This is a genomic window from Calidithermus terrae (assembly GCF_003574345.1).
In the GTDB taxonomy this organism is placed as follows: Bacteria; Deinococcota; Deinococci; order Deinococcales; family Thermaceae; genus Calidithermus; species Calidithermus chliarophilus.
In genome coordinates this window covers 47,217-67,259 of record NZ_QXDL01000002.1, presented here as the reverse complement: position 1 = coordinate 67,259, position 20,043 = coordinate 47,217, and the positions used below count along the sequence as shown (strand labels likewise).

14 protein-coding genes are annotated in these 20,043 nt (G+C 69.2%); 10 read left to right on the top strand and 4 right to left on the bottom strand.

From position 1 onward, the window contains the following. Nucleotides 1-241: 241 nt before the first annotated feature. From Mterra_RS00660 to trmD, 4 genes are all read right to left on the bottom strand, one after another. Nucleotides 242-2,566: a penicillin acylase family protein gene (locus Mterra_RS00660; protein WP_245971439.1), complete on the bottom strand. Its 2,325-nt coding sequence runs from the start codon at nucleotides 2,564-2,566 to the stop codon at nucleotides 242-244. Between the two features lie 213 nt (nucleotides 2,567-2,779). Then, nucleotides 2,780-5,716 carry an insulinase family protein gene (locus Mterra_RS00655; RefSeq protein ID WP_119313404.1) on the bottom strand — a complete coding sequence of 979 codons (2,937 nt, stop codon included), beginning with the start codon at nucleotides 5,714-5,716 and terminating at the stop codon, nucleotides 2,780-2,782. Nucleotides 5,717-5,816: 100 nt separating this feature from the next. Then, nucleotides 5,817-6,230: a 50S ribosomal protein L19 gene (gene rplS / locus Mterra_RS00650; protein WP_119313403.1), complete on the bottom strand. Its 414-nt coding sequence runs from the start codon at nucleotides 6,228-6,230 to the stop codon at nucleotides 5,817-5,819. Nucleotides 6,231-6,599: 369 nt separating this feature from the next. Beyond that, on the bottom strand, nucleotides 6,600-7,310 hold the full coding sequence (trmD, locus tag Mterra_RS00645; RefSeq protein ID WP_119313402.1) for a tRNA (guanosine(37)-N1)-methyltransferase TrmD: 711 nt from the start codon (nucleotides 7,308-7,310) through the stop codon (nucleotides 6,600-6,602). Between the two features lie 132 nt (nucleotides 7,311-7,442). Here trmD and uvrA point away from each other — a divergent pair, with 132 nt between their 5' ends. The 10 genes from uvrA to Mterra_RS00595 all read left to right on the top strand — a co-directional run bounded on the left by uvrA (nucleotide 7,443) and on the right by Mterra_RS00595 (nucleotide 19,816). Then, complete coding sequence (gene uvrA / locus Mterra_RS00640; RefSeq protein WP_119313401.1) at nucleotides 7,443-10,382, top strand: excinuclease ABC subunit UvrA; 2,940 nt, start codon at nucleotides 7,443-7,445, stop codon at nucleotides 10,380-10,382. A 210-nt stretch (nucleotides 10,383-10,592) separates the two neighbouring features. Then, the gene (locus Mterra_RS00635; protein WP_147372475.1) at nucleotides 10,593-12,146 is read left to right on the top strand and encodes a M66 family metalloprotease; all 1,554 of its coding nucleotides are present in this window, start codon (nucleotides 10,593-10,595) and stop codon (nucleotides 12,144-12,146) included. Nucleotides 12,147-12,269: 123 nt separating this feature from the next. Then, nucleotides 12,270-14,183 carry an APC family permease gene (locus tag Mterra_RS00630; protein ID WP_245971436.1) on the top strand — a complete coding sequence of 638 codons (1,914 nt, stop codon included), beginning with the start codon at nucleotides 12,270-12,272 and terminating at the stop codon, nucleotides 14,181-14,183. A 102-nt stretch (nucleotides 14,184-14,285) separates the two neighbouring features. Then, nucleotides 14,286-15,227 carry an ornithine carbamoyltransferase gene (gene argF / locus Mterra_RS00625; protein ID WP_119313398.1) on the top strand — a complete coding sequence of 314 codons (942 nt, stop codon included), beginning with the start codon at nucleotides 14,286-14,288 and terminating at the stop codon, nucleotides 15,225-15,227. A 17-nt stretch (nucleotides 15,228-15,244) separates the two neighbouring features. Beyond that, a complete protein-coding gene (locus Mterra_RS00620; RefSeq protein WP_119313397.1) occupies nucleotides 15,245-15,790 on the top strand; it encodes a Uma2 family endonuclease in 546 nt (181 codons plus the stop codon). Nucleotides 15,791-15,796: 6 nt separating this feature from the next. After that, on the top strand, nucleotides 15,797-16,762 hold the full coding sequence (gene argC, locus Mterra_RS00615) for an N-acetyl-gamma-glutamyl-phosphate reductase (protein WP_119313396.1): 966 nt from the start codon (nucleotides 15,797-15,799) through the stop codon (nucleotides 16,760-16,762). A gap of 95 nt (nucleotides 16,763-16,857) precedes the next feature. Continuing rightward, entirely contained in the window at nucleotides 16,858-18,000 is a 1,143-nt protein-coding gene (gene argJ / locus Mterra_RS00610; protein WP_119313395.1) for a bifunctional glutamate N-acetyltransferase/amino-acid acetyltransferase ArgJ, read from the top strand. Between the two features lie 53 nt (nucleotides 18,001-18,053). Continuing rightward, nucleotides 18,054-18,509: a hypothetical protein gene (locus tag Mterra_RS00605; RefSeq protein WP_119313394.1), complete on the top strand. Its 456-nt coding sequence runs from the start codon at nucleotides 18,054-18,056 to the stop codon at nucleotides 18,507-18,509. Nucleotides 18,510-18,625: 116 nt separating this feature from the next. Next, nucleotides 18,626-19,108, top strand: a complete 483-nt coding sequence (locus Mterra_RS00600) for a hypothetical protein (protein ID WP_119313409.1) — start codon at nucleotides 18,626-18,628, stop codon at nucleotides 19,106-19,108. A 72-nt stretch (nucleotides 19,109-19,180) separates the two neighbouring features. After that, the gene (locus tag Mterra_RS00595) at nucleotides 19,181-19,816 is read left to right on the top strand and encodes a hypothetical protein (protein ID WP_245971435.1); all 636 of its coding nucleotides are present in this window, start codon (nucleotides 19,181-19,183) and stop codon (nucleotides 19,814-19,816) included. Nucleotides 19,817-20,043: the final 227 nt, after the last annotated feature.

The following is a 20,043-nucleotide window of genomic DNA, read 5'->3' as shown; positions in this document are numbered from 1 at the left end:
CTCCCGCGCGGGCCGCACACCCCGGCCGGGGCACGGCAGCAACCACCGAGCGCCTGTCCCCTGGGACGTGGGGCTGTAGTTAGCTGTCGGGTCGGTCACAGCCCCAGGGGATGATTTATCCCAACAGGGCGTATCGCGTACGACGTAGGACGTACGACCGGCGTCTCGCGTTTTGCGTTTGGCTATCGGCTATGGGCTATGGGCTATCAGCTATCGACTATCGACCATTATCACCCCCTCGCTACGGCTCCAACACCAACGTCTGGGCCACCGGGTAATCCCGCGTTTTCATCGGCAGGTAGCGGTTCTCCTTCCACAGCGGCAGCAGGTCGCTGTAGTGGGGGCTGAAGAGGTGGGCGCTCTGGCCGGTGGGGAGCATGAAGAGGGAGTTTTCCGGGTCGGCCAGGTCTACGATCTGGCGGTAGGTGGCGCCGCCGTTGGTGCGGAGGGTTTGGGGGTCGTAGGAGGCGCGCTCGAGGGTGTAGTTGTCCCCGCCTTGGGGGAGGGTGCGGTCGGAGATGAAGCGCAGGGGGGTGTGGGTGAGGATGGAGTGGGTGAAGCGGGCGGCGTGGGCGTGGCCCCAGCGCGGGACCTGGCGGCCCAGGCGCAGCAGGGTCCGTTCGAAGGCCTGGGCGGCGTAGGCCAGGCAGTCGCGTTCGGGGCAGTTGGGGTCGCCGTGCTCGAGCGCGCGCAGCAGGTAGCGGGGCTGGTCCCAGAACTCCAGCCCGATCTCGCGGCTGGGCAGGCGCGAGAGCTCGCTGTACCAGGCGTTGAACACGGTGGGCTCCTGCGACTCGGGCCGCATGTCGCCGTCCCAGGCCAGCAGGCGCTGCCGCCAGGCTTTGGCTTCGGGGCTCGACAGCGGCAGGCGGGCGAGGAAGGGGCGGAATTGCTCCACCAGCAGCGAGCGCGTGTCGAGCTGCATGGCCCGCATGTCTTCCAGGCCGAACTTCTGGGGCCGGGAGAGCAACTGCCGGATGCGCTCGACGCGGTAGGGCTGCTCCCAGTCCACGGTGAGCAGGTGGGGGTAGCCGGGCTCGAGCACCTTGTTGTTGGCGGTCGCGACGAAGCCCTGGGCGGGGTTGTAGTGCTGGGGCCACTCGGCCGGGGCCACCCAGCCGCGCCAGTCGTACTCGCCCGTGCCCGCCACCGGCAGCGCGCCCACGTGCCCGGGCTGGCGCAGGGGGAAGCGGCCCGCCGAGAGCTGCCCGATGTTGCCCGCGCGGTCGGCGTAGACGAAGTTTTGGGTGGGCACGGCGTAGCCGGCGAGGGCCTCCTTGAACTGCTGCCAGTCGCGCACCCGGCCCAGCTCGACCACGGCCTCGAGGGTGCGGTCGCCGGGCTCGAGGCCCACCCAGCGCAGGGCCACCGGGGTCTTGCCCGCCTCGCCCACCAGGTCGTTGAGCACGGGGCCGTAGACGCTCTCGCGCACCACGAGCTCCACGTCCTTGCCCCCGCGCACCCGGATGACCTCCTTGCGCTCGGCGAAGGGCACCACCCGGCCGCCGTGCCAGTAGCCCTTGCCGACGGGGCGCAGCACGTAGAGGTCCTGCACGTCGGCGCCCATGGCGGTGACGCCCCAGGCCACGTGGGGGTTGCGCCCGATCACCACCCCCGGCAGACCGGCCACGCTGGCCCCGATGACGTCGTAGCCGGGGGCCTCGAGGTGGACCAAGTACCACGGGGAGGGGACGCTCAGCCCCAGGTGGGGGTCGTTGGCGAGCAGGGGGGCGCCCGTGCGGGTGCGGCTCCCGGCCACCGCCCAGTTGTTGGAGGCGGTGCGCAGGTCGCGCTCGGCGGGCAGCAGGCCCCCCGGCAGGCCGCGCACGTAGCCCAGCAGGGCCTGCTCCCGCAGCTCGAGCCGCCCCAGCCGCTGCACCTGCGCCGCGTCGGCGGAGCGCTCGATGGCGACCTCGTCGCCGGGGTAGGGCGGCAGCAGCTCGTTCATGCGGGCCACGCTCATGCCCTGGCGGGCCCGGGCGTAGCGCCCGAGCTCGTAGCGCCAGTTGCCGGAGAGGTCGAAGGCCATCACCTTGGCCCACACCAGCACGTCGGCGGCGCTCCAGGGGCGGGGCTTGAGCCCCTGGACGCGGTACTCCAGCGGCAGCGGGGGGTCGGAGGCGAGGTAGCTGTTGATGCCCCGCCGGTAGGCCTCCACCACCGCCCTGCCCTCGGGCGAGAGCCCTTCGTAGGTGCGCTCGGCGGCGCGGTAGAGCCCCAGCGTGCGCATGAACTTGTCCTGCGCCAGAGTCGCGCTGCCGAAGAGCTCGGACAGCCGCCCGGCCCCGATGTGCCGCTGCAGGTCGATCTGGAACAGCCGGTCCTGGGCGTGGGCCACCCCCAGCGCGAAGAAGGCGTCAGGCACCGACCGCGCCCGGATGTGCACGACCCCGCTGGGCTCGCGCTCGAGCGTCACCGGTGCCTGAAGGCCCTCCAGGCGCAACCGCCCCTCGTACTGCGGGCTGCAACACCAGCGCACCACCTGGGGCAGCGCCAGATAACCCAGACCCGATCCGCCCGTCACCGCCAAAGCCAGCCCGAACACGACCTTTGCCCATCGCTTCAACCTGATCCTCCCCCTTACACACCACCACGCGACGGCGATGAACCCGATCGATAGTCAGGACGGCGGAATGAGGACAGACCACGGCCTCAGGCCAATTTCGAGCCCGATTTTTCGAGAAATTTAGGGCAGCCCCAAGGGTGAGCGCGAAAGGCAGCAGAACTGCCGGATCGAGGGGCTTTTCCCCAATCCGGCAGTATTCTACCTGGAATGCGCTTAAATTGCAGCCACTTCGAAGGGCGGTTCCAGCGTTTGATTAGCTTCCTTAACCTTTTCCTCGCCGGCGATCACCGCCAGGGCGGCTTCGCCCGAGAGGTAGGTGCGGGCCACCCGGCGCAGGTCGCCCAGCGTCACCTGCAGCAGCCGCTCCTTGTACTGCCGCTTGCGCTCGAGGGTGTAGCCGGCGAGGTCGTCGAAGAAGCGGGTGCGGCCCTTGGAGTCGGGGGAGAGCAGGGGGTCGATGTCGCCGGCCGCCCCCAGGATGGCTTCCTTGACCTTTTCGGGCTCGAGTTCTCGGGCTAAGAAGCCGTGGATGCCGCCGTACACCTCGAAGGTGCGCACGATGTGGGGGTCGCGGTAGGACAGCAGGCCGAACATCCCGCTCTCCGGGCTGAACACGGCGAAGCCCCCGTAGGCCCCGCCCTTCTCGCGGATCTCCTTGTGCAGGTACTCCGAGCGCAGCAGGTTGGCGAGCGCTTGCAGCGCGGGCGCGTCGGGGTGGGTGTAGGGCACCGTCTGGAAGAGCTTGGCGTCGTAGGCCACGGCCACGGCGGTGGTGCGGGCCTGGGGGACCAGCCTCTTGCCGGGCAGGCTCCCTTCGCCCGCCCCGGCGACGCCCACCCCGGCGGGCAGCGCGGCCAGGAGCGGCTCGAGCCGCTCCTCGAGCTCGAGCAGCACCGCCTCCTCCGCCGTCACGCACACCCGCAGCCCGCCGCGGCGGAAGAGGTGCTGGCGCAGGGCCTCGAGGTCGTCGAGCAGCCCGCTCAGGCCCGCCTCGTCCAGGGCGGCCAGGCGCTTGAGGGTCGCGACCTGGGAGAGCCCCTCCAGCCGCTCCCGCAGCGCGGCCACCCCGCCGAACTGCCGCGCGGCGAGCCGCATGGCGTAGACGTGGCCCGCCTGCACGACCTGGGCCTCGTAGCTCGCCTTGAGCTGCCCCAGCAGGTTCTTGAGGTGGGCCCTATCCCAGCGCAGCGCGGTGAGCAGGTCGTGCAGGATGGCGAAGAACTCGGCGTGGTTGCGGTAGAGCGCCTTGCCCGACAGGCCGAAGGAGCGGCGGAAGGCGCTGAAGTCCTCGGGGAGCGAGCGCAGCGAGGCCCCGGCGCTCAGGCCCCCGGTGTGGGCCTCGACGCGGGCGGCCATCTCGAGGTAGTCGCTCTTCCCCCCGCCCATGCGCGTCACCACGAAGGCGAAGAGGGGCAGCAGCTCGAGGTAGCGCTCGGGCAGCCCCGCGAAGTCGAAGCTCAGGTCGAGGTAGCTGATCCCGTTGGTGGGCTGGGGGAAGAGCCCCACCGTCGCGCCCTGCACGACCTTGACGGCGTGGGGCACGTCCTCGAAGCCCATGGGGATGTCGGCGAGCTCGAGGGTCGGCAGCACCGAGCGGTCCTCCTTGGCCTCCTGCCGCTGCTTGAGGGCCTTGGCCTCCTCGACGACGCGCCGCGCCTCGGCCTCGGAGAGGCTGGCCCGGACGCGCTCGAGCTTCTCGCGCTCCTCGCGCTCCTGCCGCTCGGTGAGGGTCTGGTCGGGCTTGAGCACGATGGTGGCGCGGTGGGGGTTGTCGAGGAAGTGCTTGCGGATGAGGTTCTCGAAGAACAGGCCCTTGGCGCGCTCGGCCTGCAGGCGCTCCAGCGCCGCGTCGAACTGCAGCGCCAGGTAGGGGTCGCCCCCGTGGAGGTAGGGCCCGCTCAGCTGGAAGAAGACCTTGAGCGCGTAGGGGAAGCCCTGGTTCGACACCTCGCGCGACTCGAGCTCCAGGCGGTGGATGGCCGCGTCCACCATGGCCTGGTCCACGCCGCTTCGCACGAGCTCGCGCAGCGTGTCCAGGATCAGCCCCTCGACGCGGTCGGCGTCCTCGGGGTTGACCCCCTTGAGCCCGGCGGCGAAGACCGCCTCGCGGAAGACGGTGTTGAAGCCGGTGCTGTCGGCCAAGGCCTCGCCGACCTTGCTCTCGAGCAGCGCCTTGCGCAGGGGCGAGGCGGCGTTGGCGAGCAGCACCCGCTGCAGCACCGACAGCCCCAGCACCTCCACCACGTCGCCGACGAAGGCGGTGAGCCACGCCACCAGCACCTGCGACTTCTTGTCGGGGTTCTCGCTGGGGGCTAGCGGGTAGACGGCCTCGTGCCGCCGGGGCGCGCTGAAGCGCTCCTGGTCGGGGATGGCGGTGCCGGGGTCGATGCGGCCGAAGCGTGCGAGGGCGTAGCGCTCGATGGCGGCGAGGGTCTTCTCGAGCGGCAGGTTGCCGTAGGTGTAGAAGTAGGCGTTGGAGGGGTGGTAGTGCCGCGCGTGGAAGTCCTTGAGCGCCTCCCAGGTGAGCTCGGGGATGTGGCGGGGGTCGCCGCCGGAGTTGTTGGCGTAGGTCAGCCCGGGGAAGACCGCCCGGCCGAGGTTGCGGAACATGACGTAGGCGGGGGTCGCCATCATGCCCTTCATCTCGTTGAAGACCACCCCGCCGTACTGCAGGGGCGAGCCGGGGTTTTCGAGCTCGGCGAACTGGTAGCGCCAGCCCTCCTGCCGGAAGGCCTCGTAGTCGATGCGGGGGAAAAAGCAGGCGTCGAGGTAGACCTCGAGCAGGTTGTAGTAGTCCTTCTCGACCCGGGTGGAGAAGGGGTAGGCGGTGCGGTCGGGGTAGGTGAGCGCGTTCATGAAGGTGGCGAGCGAGCGCGGCAGCATGCTGAAGAAGGGGTCGCGCACCGGGTAGCGCTCCGAGCCCGCGAGCACGATGTGCTCGAGGATGTGCGCGATGCCGGTGGAGTCCTGGGGCACGGTGGGGAAGCTCACGCAAAAGGCGTTGTTGTCGTCGGGGCAGGCGATGTGGATGTGCTGGGCGCCGGTGGGCTCGTGCAATAGGCGGACGTACTGGCCCCGGAGGTGCGGCAGCTCCCGCACCTCCAGCACGCGGTAATTGCCGATCTTCTGGCTTGCTTCCAGTGTGGTCATGCCGTCAAGCCTAAGGCATGTCGGCTCGAGGGAAAAGGATTAAAACCCGAAATGCCCCGGTTCACGGACCGGGGCATTTCGTGAAGAACAGCGGCGGGCCTTACTCGCCCTGAGCCGGGGCTTCGGCGGCGGGAGCCGCTTCCCCGCCCCTGCCGCCCACGCGGGCGCGGTCGGTCTTGATGCGGGCCGCCTTGCCGCGCAGGTCGCGCAGGTAGTACAGCTTAGCCCGGCGCACCTTGCCGTAGCCCACCACCGTCACCGAGTCGATGAGGGGGGAGTTGAAGGGGAACACGCGCTCCACGCCTTCGCCGAAGGAGATCTTGCGCACGGTGAAGGAGGAGTTGAAGCCGTTGCGCTTGACCTTGATCACCACGCCTTCGTAGGCCTGGATGCGGGTCCGGCTGCCTTCGCGCACCTTGTAGTTGACCTTGACGGTGTCGCCGGCGCGGAAGGGGGGGATGTCGGTACGGATGTACGGCTGTTCGACAACTTTGAGTAGGGCACCACGGTTCATGGCTTGCTCCTGTTCCCAGCGGAACCTTTGCTTGCGTCGCCCGTGCGACGGGTTCTTGGGTCGGTAGGCCTCGAGCGTGCCACGCAGCGCGCGACACTCGGCACAGCGGCTTGAAAGTATAGCAGCAGCGGACAGGGAGAGTCAAACGGGTAGGGCGGCAGTCAGCCCTCAGCTCTCAGCGGTCAGCTTGTAGCTCGTGGTTTACCCTTCCCGGCGCGCGAGGAGGGTTTATCCCCCCTAGACCCCCCCTGCTAAGGGGGGAACAAGGCGTCTGGCGTCTTGCGTTTTGCGTAAGACGTACGACGTAGGACGTACGACGCACGACCCGCGTTTTGCGTTTGGCTATCGGCGTTTCGCGTTCGGCACACTTCACGCCTCTTCCTCGAGCCACGCCAGGTCCTTCGGCGTCAGCTCGGCGCGCTCCAGGAGGTCCGGCCGGCGCTGCTTGGTGCGCAGCAGCGCCTGCTTGCGGCGCCACTCGGCGATCTTGGCGTGATGGCCCGAGGTGAGGATTTCCGGGACGCCGAGGCCGCGGAACTCGGGGGGGCGGGTGTAGTGGGGGTAGTCGAGGAGGCCCTGGGCGAAGGAGTCCTGCCGGTGGCTCTCGGCCTCCTTGATCACGCCGGGGACGAGCCTCGAGGTCGCCTCGAGCAGCACCAGCGCGCCCAGTTCGCCGCCCATCAGCACGTAGTCCCCGATGGAGACCTCGCGGGTGACGAAGCGCTCCACCCGGGCGTCGATGCCCTCGTAGCGGCCGCACACCAGCACCAGGTGCTGCTTGGCGGCGAGCTCCTCGGCCATGCGCTGGTCGAAGGGCCGGCCTGCCGGGGACAGCAGGATCACCTCGTCGGCAGGACCGGCGGCCTCGATGGCCTTCACCACCACGTCCACGCGCATCACCATCCCGGCCCCGCCGCCGTAGGGGGTGTCATCGACGGTGCGGTGCTTGTCGGTGGCGTGCTCGCGGATGTCGTGGACCTCGACCTCGAGCAGCCCCCGCTCGAGGGCCTTGGCGATGAGCGACTCCTCGAGCCAGGGCCGGATCAGGTTGGGGAAGAGGGTCAAGACGGTGTATTTCATAGCGGTGCGCCGGGCGCGGGCCCCTCCAGCTTAGCCCCTGCGGCCGGCCGGGCAACCCCGCATCATACACCCTGCCGCTGAGGCTTGCATATGTTATTTACATAACCCAAAGCCGGTGTTATACTCCTTCGGATGGACCGCATCATCGTACGTGGAGCGCGGGAACATAACCTCAAGAACATTACCGTTGAACTGCCCCGCGGGCAGTTCATCGTCATTACGGGGGTCTCGGGCTCGGGCAAGAGCACCCTGGCCTTCGACACCATCTACGCCGAGGGCCAGCGGCGCTACGTGGAGTCCTTGTCGAGCTACGCCCGCCAGTTCCTGGGGGTGATGGAGAAACCCGACGTCGACAGCATCGAGGGGCTCTCCCCGGCCATCTCCATCGACCAGAAGACCACCTCGCACAACCCCCGCTCGACGGTGGGCACCGTGACCGAGGTCCACGACTACCTGCGCCTGCTCTTCGCGCGGGTGGGCACCGCCTTCTGCCCGCACTGCGGGCGGCCCATCGAGCGGCAGTCGGCCTCCGAGATCACCGACCGGCTCTTCCGCCGGCCCGAGGGCACACGGGCCATCCTGATGGCCCCGGTGGTGCGCGGGCGCAAGGGCGAGTACCGCAAGGAGTTTTTGCAGCTCCAGAAGGAGGGCTACGCCCGCGTGCGGGTGGACGGGGTGATCTACACCCTCGAGGAGGCCCTGGGCCTCAAGCTCGAGAAGTACGAGAAGCACGACATCGACCTGGTGATCGACCGGGTGGTGCTCAAGGCCGAGGAGCGCAGCCGCATCGCCGAGTCGGTCGAGCTGGCGCTGCTGCGCGGGGAGGGCCTGATGCGGGTGCTCTACCCCGACGACGCCAGCGAGGAGCTGTTCTCCGAGAAGTTCGCCTGCCCCGAGCACGGCAGCGTGCTCGAGGAGCTCGAGCCGCGCATCTTCTCCTTCAACGCCCCCTACGGCGCCTGCCCCGACTGCTCGGGGCTGGGCTACAACCAGGTCTTCGACCCGGCGCTGGTGGTCAACCCCGAGCTCTCCCTGGCCGAGGGGGCCATCATCCCCTGGTCCAAGGGGCGCGACAACGGCAAGGGCTACCTCTGGGACCGCCTGCGGGCGCTGGCCGAGCACATGGGCTTCGACATGAAGGCCCCCTTCAAGGAACTGCCCAGGGCCGCCCAGGACGCGGTCGTCCACGGGCTGCCCGAGCCCTTCGAGGTGGTGTTCCGCCGGGGCGGGCGCGAGACGCTGCGCTTCCAGGTGCACTACGAGGGCGTGCTGCCGTGGCTCGAGAAGCGCTACCAGGAGACCGAGTCGGAGGGGCTGCGCGAGGCGCTGGAGGCCTACATGACCCTCCAGCCCTGCCCGGCCTGCTCGGGCACGCGCTACAAGAAGGAGGTGCTGTCGGTGCGGGTGGGGCTGTTCAACATCGCCGACGTCTCCAACCTCCCCGTGCGCGAGGCCCGGCAGTTCTTCGAGGCGCTGGGCCAGAACCGCGTGATCGAGGCCTGCGAGCGCCTGGCCGAGTTCCGCATCCCCATCGAAGGGCTCGCCGAGCCGTCGGAGAAGCGCGACCTCAACGAGTTCCAGGCCCAGGTGGCCGCGCCCATCTGGCGCGAGATCACCAGCCGGCTGGGCTTCCTCGAGGACGTCGGCCTCGACTACCTCACCCTCGACCGCGCCGCCAACACCCTCTCGGGCGGGGAGGCCCAGCGCATCCGCCTGGCGACCCAGGTGGGCTCGGGCCTCACCGGGGTGCTCTACGTGCTCGACGAGCCCTCCATCGGGCTGCACCCCAAGGACAACCAGCGCCTCATCGGCACGCTGAAGAAGCTGCGCAACCTGGGCAACACCCTGCTCGTCGTCGAGCACGACGAGGACACCATGCGCGAGGCCGACTGGATCGTGGACATGGGGCCGGGCGCGGGCATCCACGGCGGGCACGTGGTGGCCGAGGGCGTGCTGCAGGACATCCTCGACAACCCCAACAGCCTCACCGGGGCCTACCTCAAGGGCACCCGGCACATCGAAGTCCCCAAGCTGCGGCGCAAGGGCAACGGCAAGAGCCTGGTGGTGCGCGGCGCCCGCGAGCACAACCTCAAGAACGTGGACCTGCGCGTCCCGCTCGGCCGCTTCGTGGCGATCACCGGGCCCTCGGGCTCGGGCAAGAGCACCCTGGTGCACGACGTGCTCTACGCCGCCCTCGCCCGCGACCTGATGCGGGCCAAGACCATCCCCGGCCGCTTCGACAAGATCGAGGGCTTGGAGCACCTCGACAAGGTCATCGAGATCGACCAGTCGCCCATCGGCCGCACCCCCCGCTCCAACCCCGCGACCTACACCGGCATCTTCGACGAGATCCGCGACCTCTTCACCAAGACCCCCGAGGCGAGAAAGCGCGGCTACCAGGCCGGGCGCTTCAGCTTCAACGTCAAGGGCGGGCGCTGCGAGGCCTGCGGCGGCGACGGCACCAAGAAGATCGAGATGCTCTTCCTGCCCGACCTCTACGTGCAGTGCGAGGTGTGCAAGGGCAAGCGCTACAACAAGGAGACGCTGGAGGTCAAGTTCCGCGGCAAGTCCATCGCCGACGTGCTCGACATGACCGTCGAGGAGGGCCTGGCCTTCTTCGAGAACGTGCCCACCATCGCCCGCAAGCTCCAGCTCATGCTCGACGTGGGCCTGGGCTACATGAAGCTCGGCCAGCCCTCGCCCACGCTCTCGGGCGGGGAGGCCCAGCGCATCAAGCTCGCCACCGAGCTCGGCCGCAAGGCCACCGGCCGCACCCTCTACATCCTCGACGAGCCCACCACGGGGCTTCACTTCGAGGACACCGCCAAGCTGCTCAACGTGCTGCACCGCCTGGTGGACGCGGGCAACACGGTGGTGGTCATCGAGCACAACATGGACGTGGTCAAAACCTCCGACTGGGTCATCGACCTCGGCCCCGAGGGCGGGGCCCGGGGCGGGCAGATCGTCGCGGAGGGCACCCCCGAGCAGGTCGCCAGCACCCACAGCCCCACCGGGGCCTTCCTGGCCCGCATCCCCGAGATCGCGCAGAAGACGGGCGTGGCGGCGGACTAGGCCTCCTGCACGGGCCGCCGACGGCCGGTAGCTGGGCCGGGGACGTCGGCTCGAGCCAACCCTCCGCCCGGGCAAGGCCTTCATTTGAGGTTTAGACTCGCCGACCCCCGCAAGCCAGGGCGATAAAGTTAGAGGAAATCTTTATCCCTCGTGCCGAAGGCCGTGGTGGGTGAGGGCTCGAGTGCGTCGTCCGGAGATGGGGAGAGTGGCATGAGCGCGTGGCCTAGAGGAGTGTGGCTGGGGCTGCTGGCCCTGGTGGGGTGCAGCAACCGCCCGCCGGCCCCGGCCTATACCGGCGAGGTCAGGATCGAGAGGGCCGAGGTCGGCCAGAGCCTGTTCAAGGAAGGGCTGCGGCTGGTGGGGGGGAAGCCGGCGCTGCTGCGGGTCTACTACACCGCCGACCGGCCCGAGCTGCCCGCCCGGTTGCGGGCGCGGGCGTTCGCCGCCGGGGCCTACCTGGGGGAGCTGAAGCTCGAGGGGCCCGCGCGGGTGCCGCAGGCCGCCCGCGTGGACGAACTCGCCTCGACCTACAACGCCACCGTCCCGGCCGAGTGGGTCAGGCCCGGGCTGAGGGTCGAGCTCGAGGCCGACCCCGACAACGCCATCGGCGAGGGCGTGGAGGCCGACAACCGGCTCACCCTCGAGCCCGCCGTGGGCAAGGAGCTCGACTTCTACCTCACCGTCGTCCCGGTGGTGGTGGGCGGCAAGGCCCCGCCCGCCTACGACCTCGAGACCCTCCGCAAGAACCTGCTCAAGCTCTGGCCGCTCACCCGCGTGGACGTGAAGGAGCGGGCCGGCTACACCTCGCAGTACACCGACTGGGGCCAGCTCCTGGGCGAGTGCCGCAGGGTCCAGGCCAGCGACAACAGCGGCCGCGCCTACTACTGCGTCGGCAACATCGGGGGCGGCATCGCCTACGTGCCCGGCCGCACCGCCTTCGGCCAGCCGAGCTTCCGCGTGATGGCCCACGAGGTCGGCCACAACTTCGGCCTGCTCCACGCCCCCTGCGGGGTGGAGGGCGACCCCGACTACCCCTACCCCGGGGCCCCCACCCAGACCTGGGGCTACGACCGCTTCGCCAACGCGCTGCAGCCCCCCACGCTCAAGGACATCATGAGCTACTGCAGCCCCAACTGGGTCTCCGACTACCACTACGGCAAGGCCCAGGGCTACCTCGAGAAGTACCCCTCGAGCCCCAACCTGCGCGACGCGGGGCAGGGGCCCGCCTACCTCGTCAGCGGCAGGATCCGGGACGGCCAGGTTTACCTCGACCCGGTCTTCAAGCTCGGCCTCGCCCCCGACGCGCCCGGCACGGGCGGATACCGGCTGCGGCTGCTGACGGCAGCCGGCGCCGTGGAGGCCGCCTTCGAGCCCGAGACCGTCGAGGTGCCCCACGGCAGCCGGGCCGCGCCGGAGCAGCACTTCACCCTCCTGCTCCCCGCCCCGGGCGACCTGCGGGCGGTGGAGGTGCTCGAGCGCGGCGAGGTGCGCCTGCGCCGCGAGGCCCCGGTCCGGCCGCAAGCCGCCCCCGCCACCCGCGCGGCCCTCGAGCGCACCCCTGAGCGTCTCGAGCTGAGCTGGGACCAGCGGGGCTACCCCCACGCCCTCCTGGTGCACGTCGCCGGCGACGGCCGGCGCACCACCCTCTCGGCCGGGCTCCGGGGCGGCCGGGCGGCGTTCAGTGCCGAGGGGCTGCCGCCGGGCGGGCGCTTCGAGCTCTCCCTCAGCGACGGGTTCAACGGCGTGCTCGAGGTCCTCCGCTAGCGCCGCTTCCCGGGGTGGGCGGACGGCCGCTTGTCCCGGGGCGGCGGGTGTACACTGGGCTCTCGTAGCCGTAGCCGCCGGCTACACCCTATGGCTCGAGCCCGACCCCAACTCAGCCCCTTCATGCGCTGGCTGCTGCAGGGCCAGCCCCAACAGAGCACCGAGGGCTTCTACAGCCCCGAAGCCGCCAAGACCGAGCACCACCCCACCCACCCCTGGTACCGGGTCATGTGCCTGACCGGGGTGGATTACTTTTCCACCCTGGGCTACCAGCCCGGCATCGCCGCGCTGGCCGCTGGGGCCCTCGCGCCCGTCGCCACGCTGGTGCTGGTGCTGGTGACGCTGTTCGGGGCGCTGCCGATGTACCGCCGGGTGGCGGGGGAGAGCCCGCACGGCGACGGCTCGATCTCCATGCTCGAGCGCCTGCTCGAGGGCTGGACCGGCAAGTTCGTGGTGCTGGCCCTCATCGGCTTCGTGGCTACCGGCTTCGTCATCACCATCACCCTCTCGGCCGCCGACGCGGCCAAGCACGTCGTCGAGAACCCCTTCGTGCCCTCCTGGATGCACCAGCAGGTGCCCCTCACCCTGCTTCTGGTGGCCCTGCTGGGCGCCATCTTCCTCATCGGCTTCAAGGAGGCCATCGGCATCGCGGTGGTGCTGGTGGTGCTCTACATCGGCTCGAGCCTGGTGGTGGTGCTCGAGGGCTTCCGCCTCATCGCCGCCGACCCCTCGCTGCTGGCCGGCTGGACCGGGCGGCTGAACGCCGACTACGCCTCGGTGGGCGCGGTGGTCGGGGCCGCGCTGCTGGTGTTCCCCAAGCTGGCGCTGGGCCTGTCGGGCTTCGAGACCGGCGTGGTGGTGATGCCGCTGGTGCGGGGCCGCCCCGGCGACGACCCCCGCCACCCGAAGGGCCGCATCGAGAACTCGCGCAAGCTCCTGACCACCGCGGCCGTGATCATGAGCTTCATGCTCATCACCAGCGCCTTCGTGACCACCGTCCTGATCCCGCCGCAGGCCTTCGAGCCCGGCGGGGAGGCCAACGGGCGGGCGCTGGCCTACCTGGCCCACGAGCACCTGGGCGAGGCCTTCGGCACCCTCTACGACCTCAGCACCATCCTGATCCTGTGGTTCGCCGGGGCCTCGGCCCTGGCCGGGCTGCTCAACATCACCCCCCGCTACCTGCCGCGCTACGGCATGGCCCCCGACTGGGCGCGGGCCACCCGCCCCCTCACCCTGATCTTCACCTTCATCTGCTTCGTCGTCACGCTGGCCTTCCGGGCCGACGTGGACGCCCAGGCCGGGGCCTACGCCACGGGCGTGCTGGCGCTGATGACCTCGGCCGCCGTCGCCGTCACCCTCTCGGCGCTGCACAAGAAGCAGACCGGGGCGGCGCTGGGCTTCGGGCTGGTGAGCCTGGTCTTCGTCTACACCTCCGCGGTCATCGTCTTCGAGAACCCCAGCGGGCTCCAGATCGCCTCCTTCTTCATCCTGGGGGTGCTGGTGGTCTCGGTGGTCTCGCGCATCCTGCGCTCGACGGAGCTGCGCGTCGAGCAGGTCGAGATCGACGCCGACGCCCGGCGCATCCTGCGCAACCTGGCCCAGGGCGAAATCCGCTTCATCGCCAACCACCGCCGCAGGGGCGACATCGGGGAGTACTCGGCCAAGGAGGCTGCCGTGCGCCGGCACACCCACATCCCCCCGCGCGAGCCCGTGGCCTTCCTCGAGGTCTTCGTCCCCGACGCCTCCGACTTCTCCGACGTGCTCAAGGTGTGGGGGGTGGAGGCGGGGGACTACCCCATCATCCGGCTGCAGAGCCCCTCCGTCCCCAACGCCATCGCGGCCTTCCTGCTCTACGTGCGCGACCAGACCGGCAAGATCCCCCACGTCTACTTCGAGTGGAGCGAGTCGAGCCCCATCTTCAAGGCCCTCACCTTCGTGGCCTTCGGGGAGGGCGACGTGCCCCCCGTCACCCGCGAGGTGCTGCGCCAGGCCGAGCCCGACCCCTCGCGCCGCCCGGTGGTGCACGTGGGGGGCTGAGCAGGGCTCGAGCGGCAGCGGCCGAGCTATCGGCCACCGGCCATCGCCTGTATAATCGTGCTCTCTGGACGCATAAGTGTGCGTTCACCCCGGAGGCACCCTGTGGTTGAAACCCTCAAACCCGTGCAGAGCTTGAAAGGCCGCGACTTCCTCTCCAACCTCGACCTCTCGCCCGAGGAATACCGCGCGGTGCTCGACACCGCCCACGCCATGAAGCGCGGCGAGTTCAAGGGCCAGCGCCCCCTCGAGGGCCAGACCCTGGCGATGATCTTCGAGAAGCCCTCCTTACGCACCCGCACCACCTTCGAGGTCGCCATGAACCACCTCGGCGGGCACGCCGTCAACCTCACCAACGCCGAGATCGGGCTGGGCACGCGCGAGCCGGTGCGCGACATCGCCATGAACCTCGAGCGCTGGGTGGAGGGCATCATGGCGCGGGTCTACCTGCACTCGACGCTCGAGGAGCTCGCCCGCTACTCGCGTAAGCCCGTCATCAACGGCCTCTCCGACCTGCTGCACCCGGTGCAGCTCATGGCCGACTACCAGACCATCGAGGAGTCCTTCCCCGACACCCGCGGCCTGCGGGTGGCCTACATCGGCGACGGCAACAACATGGCCAACGCCCACATCCAGTGCGCGGTGCTCTCGGGGGCCAAGCTCACCATCGCCACCCCGCGCGGCTACGAGCCCAACGCCGTCATCCTCCTCGACGCCCTGCAGCGCGGCGCCGACGTCACCCTCACCCACGACCCCCTCGAGGCCGCCGAGGGCGCGCAGGTGCTCTACACCGACGTGTGGGTGAGCATGGGCCAGGAGCAGGAGGCCAGCCAGCGCCGCAAGATCAAGGACTTCGCCGGCTTCCAGGTGACCCCGGCCCTGCTCGAGCTCATCGCCCCGGACGGCATCTTCCTGCACTGCCTGCCCGCCCACTACGGCGAGGAGGTCGTGGAGGAGGCCACCCTGCACCCCAAGAGCCGGGTCTTCGACCAGGCCGAGAACCGCCTGCACGCCCAGAAGGCGCTGCTGTACCACCTCCTAGGCTGAGGGGGTAGACTGAGACCATGGCGGTACGTGAGCCTCAGACTCCATCCCGTCGCTACAAATTGACGGTGGAAGACTTCTACCGCCTGAACTTGCCGCCGGACAAACGCTATGAACTCATCGAGGGAGTCGTCTACGAGATGCCGGCCATAGGACCGCTTCACGCCACGCTGGTACGCAAGTTTCAGGACGCGCTCTACGAGAATTTCCGGGGCAAGGCCCTGGTTAGCACCCAGAACCCCCTCCGTTTGGGCCAGCACTCCATGCCTCAGCCCGACCTGGCCCTGATCCGAGCGGCCGATTATCGCCATGAACACCCCCAGGCTCAGGACGTGTACCTTGTGCTCGAGGTCGCCGTAACCACCCTCGAGGACGACCGCAAAAAGCTGGCCGTCTACGCGAAGGCAGGCATCCCCGAGGTTTGGATCGTAAACCCTGAGGCCTACCGGGTCGAGGTCTACCGCCAGCCCAAGGGCAGCCGTTACCTGTCCCGTTTGGATCACGACCCCGCCGAGCCGGTAGCTCCCCTGGCTTTTCCTGACACGCCCCTCGCGCTGTCCTGGTAAACATTGATGAGAAAGCCCAAGGTCTTCATCGACGGCGAGGCCGGGACCACCGGCCTGCAGATCCGGGGGCGGCTGCTGGGGCGCACCGACCTCGAGCTCCTCTCCATCGACCCCGCCAAGCGCAAGGACGAAGCCGAGCGCAAGCGCCTGCTCAACGCGGCCGACGTGGCCGTCCTCTGCCTGCACGACGACGTGGCTAAGGCGGCGGTGGGCTTGGTGGAGAACCCCGGCACCCGCGTCCTCGACGCCAGTTCGGCGCACCGCGTGGCCGAGGGCTGGGTCTACGGCTTCCCCGAGCTCGGCCCCGGCCAGGCCGAGCAGATCCGCCGGGCCCGCTTCGTCTCCAACCCCGGCTGCTACCCCACCGGGGCCATCGGCCTGCTGCGCCCGCTCGTAGACGCCGGGCTCCTGCCTGAGGCCTTCCCGGCCTCGGTGCAGGGCACCTCGGGCTACAGCGGGGGCGGGCGGCAGCTCATCGAGGCCATGGAGGGCCGGGGGGAGCACCGCCTGGCCGGCGACTACCGCGCCTACGGCCTCGAGCTCACCCACAAGCACGTGCCCGAGATGACCCGCTACTCCCGCCTGGCGCGCCCGCCCATCTTCACCCCGGCGGTCGGGCGCTTCGCCCAGGGCATGCTGATCGTGATCCCGGTGCACCTGTGGGCCCTGCCCAGGCCGGTCACGGCCGCCGAGCTCCACGCGGCCCTGGCCGAGCACTACCGCGCCCAGCGCTTCGTGACGGTGATGCCGCTGGAGACCTACGGCGCCCACAACCCCGTGCTCGACCCCCAGGCCCTCAACGGCACCAACCGCATGGAGCTGTTCGTCTACGCCAACCCCGAGCGCGAGCAGGCCCTGCTCATCGCCCGCTTCGACAACCTGGGCAAGGGCGCCTCGGGCGCGGCGGTGCAGAACCTCGACCTGATGCTGGGGCTCGAGGGGGCGCACACCTACGAGTACCACGGGGATTGAACGCTCGAGGCGTCGGTAGCCGGTAGCAATGGCCGATAGAAAGATTTCTTCGCTCTGGCTTTTGGCTACCGGCTGTCGGCTATAAGCTATCGACTATGAAATTACCCATCGGCTTCCGCGCCGGGGCCACCCCGGCCAACATCAAGCCCTCCGGCAAGCCCGACCTGAGCCTGGTGGCCTCGGGGATCCCGTGCTCGTGGGCCTTCGTGGGCACGCTGAACCAGGCCGCCGCCCCCTGCGTGCTGCGCGGGCGCGAGTTGCGCGAGGCCGGGGGGCCCTTACAGGCCGTCGTGGTCAACGCCGGAAACGCCAACTGCGCCACCGGCGAGGCCGGGGTGCGGGCCGACCGCCGCATGGCCGAACTGGCCGCCGCGCGGCTGGGTATCGCGCCGGAGGCCGTGCTGACCGCCTCCACCGGGGTCATCGGGGTGCCGCTGCCGGTGGAGAAGGTCGAGGCGGCACTGCCCAACGTGCAACTGGGCCCCCTGCTCACCCCCTTCGCCCAGGCCATCCTCACCACCGACCTGGTGATGAAGACCGCCGAGGCCACGCTGCCCGGCGGCGCGCAGGTGGTGGGGGTTGCCAAGGGCAGCGGCATGATCCACCCCAACATGGCGACCATGTTCGGCTTCGTCTTCACCGACGCCGCCGTGCCACAGGACGAGCTGCGCCGCGGCTGGAAGCGCGTGGTGGACCACAGCTTCAACCAGGTCACCGTGGACAACGACACCTCCACCAACGACATGGCCGTGATCCTCGCCAACGGCGCGGCCGGGGAGACCGACCCCGTGGCCTTCTGGCAGGCTGTGGAGTCGGTCTGCGTCTCCCTGGCCCGCCAGATCGCCCGCGACGGGGAGGGCGCCACCAAGCTCATCACCGTGCGGGTGACGGGCGCCCGCAGCGAGGACGAGGCCCGCGAGGCCGCCCGCACCGTCGCCGCCAGCCCGCTGTGGAAGAGCGCGGTCTACGGCAACGACCCCAACTGGGGCCGCGTCATGATGGCGCTGGGCCGCTCGGGGGCGAAGTTCGACCCCTCCGCCGTCCACATCAAGCTCCAGGGGATGCCGCTCTACGCCGGGGCCGCCCTGCCCTTCGACCGCCGCCAGGCCTCCGAGAGCATGAAGGCCGAGGAAGTGCTCGTAGAGGCCGATCTCGGTGCGGGCAGCGCGCAGGCGATGGCCTGGGGATGCGACCTGACCGAAGGTTACGTCAAGATCAACGCGCTCTACACCACCTGAACTAACGCTTGCGTAACGCTCACATGCTAGACTCAGGATCAGGAGGTGACAGCGTGAAAAAGATCAAAATTCTTGCAGTATCGGCAGTGCTCTTCGTCCTCAGCTCCCTCGGTTTCGCTCAGTCGGACGGCTTCGGCGTCTACTCGGGGATCCCCGAGTGGCTGGGCATCCAGTACCAGAGCAACAACCTGCGCTTCGGCGGGGGCATCTCCTTCGCCGGGCTCGGCGCCTCGGCCGACTTCATCATCGCCGAGATGCCCATCGCGGTAAGCGGGGGCAACGAGCTGAGCTGGTACTATGGAGCAGGCGTTGGAGCAGGTTTCTGGGCCTTCCTTTCGGCCGGCGGGTTCTACATCTTCCCCCACGCGCTGCTGGGGATTGAGTACCGTTTGGCCGGCACCACCTTCAGCTTCTACGGGGAAGGGCAACTTGGTGCCAGCATCGTTCTCGCGGGCGGGAGCGGCGTGGGCTTCGGCTACGGTACCCGGGTCGGCGTGATCTTCCGCTAAAACCCGCCATCCGGGATGGCAAGGGTGCAGTTTGGCCCTTGCCATCCCTAATTTTGATGCCTCGACTTGACGATTTTCCGCGTTTTCTGTATATACTCTGGACCGGAGGAATGAGTATGAAGAAACTCCTCGTTCTGATGGTCGTTTTTGTGCTCACCGGTGCCTTTGCCCAGGGTCGGGTATTCGGCGAGGCGGTTTCGGGTCAGATCTCCGTCACGCCCGCCTTCGGCATGAGCCTCGGGCTCCGAGCCGGCATGGAAAACCTCCTGGGGCCGCTGACCTTGCGGGGCGGTGTTGGTGTTGCGGTAGGGGATGCGGGCGGGACCGCCGCCACCGCTTTCGGCCTGACCACCGACGTGCTGCTCCCTTTCACCCTGCAGGGCCCTAACCTCTACGCTGGTCTGGGCGGTGGCCTGGTGGTGGCTGCCGCCGGCGGCGCCAGCGCGACGGCGTTCCAGGTTCGCGGCATCCTGGGCCTCGAGTTCCCCGTGGCCGGGAAGTTCAGCCTGCTCACCGAGCTGGTGCCGGGCTTCACCTTCGCGGGCGGCAACTCGGAGTTCGGGCTCGGCATCAACCTGGGCCCGCGCCTGTACTTCTAACCCGGGGTTGTTAGGATGGGGAGGATGCGTTGGCTCCTCCCCATTCTCTTTTTGTTCGCCTTGACCTCCTGTGTGCGAAGCAACGACACCCTCTCACCCCTGCTTTCGGTGGTGCAGCCGCAGGGCGGGGTGTTCAAGGACCGCAAGGTCCGGGTGGTGGGCTACGCCATGGACGACACCGGCCTCAGCAGCGTGCGGGTCAAGAGCAACATCCAGAAGGAGACCGAGCTGCTGCCGGAGAAGGAGCGCGGCGACAAGCTCTACCAGTTCAGCTTCATCGTCAACACCCCGCAGTCGGGCCAGGTCGAGCTGACCATCACCGCCACCGACCTCAGCGGGCGGAGCCGCGAGATGAAATTGCCCCTGGTGCTCGACGCGCGGCAGCCGCAGATCCGCCTCGAGCGCACCGAGCCCATCGTCGAGTACACCACCCGCACCGTCGCCCCCCCGCCCGGATCGGAAAACCAGGAGCCCATCGTCGAGCGCACCCCGGTCAACAAGGGCATCCGCATCACCGGCCGCGCCCTCGACGACACCGGCGTGGACAAGGTGGTCGTGCAGTACCAGCAGGGCGGCAAGACCCTCTACAACACCCTCTCCCTGCCCAAGGGCAAGGAGGTCCCTTTCTACGTCGAAGTCCCCGTTCGCTCCGCGACGATCATCGCGGTAGACGCAGCAGGGAACCGCATCAGCGTGCAGGCGCGGTAGGGAGAGCGGGAAGCGATAAGCTGTAATACCGGATTCAAAAAGATAATCACCCAAACCAAAGACCTTCAGAGGCTATCTTTTTGGACCCCAGGGCACACCCCTCCCTGACGGTCGGCGAAGCAAGCGTATCCCTTCGGTCGGGTCCGTTCGTCCCATTCGGGGACGAACGGACCGAATCGGGTATAAGCCGTCAGCAAAAGGTAGGGGCCCGTGGTGTAGAAGAAACC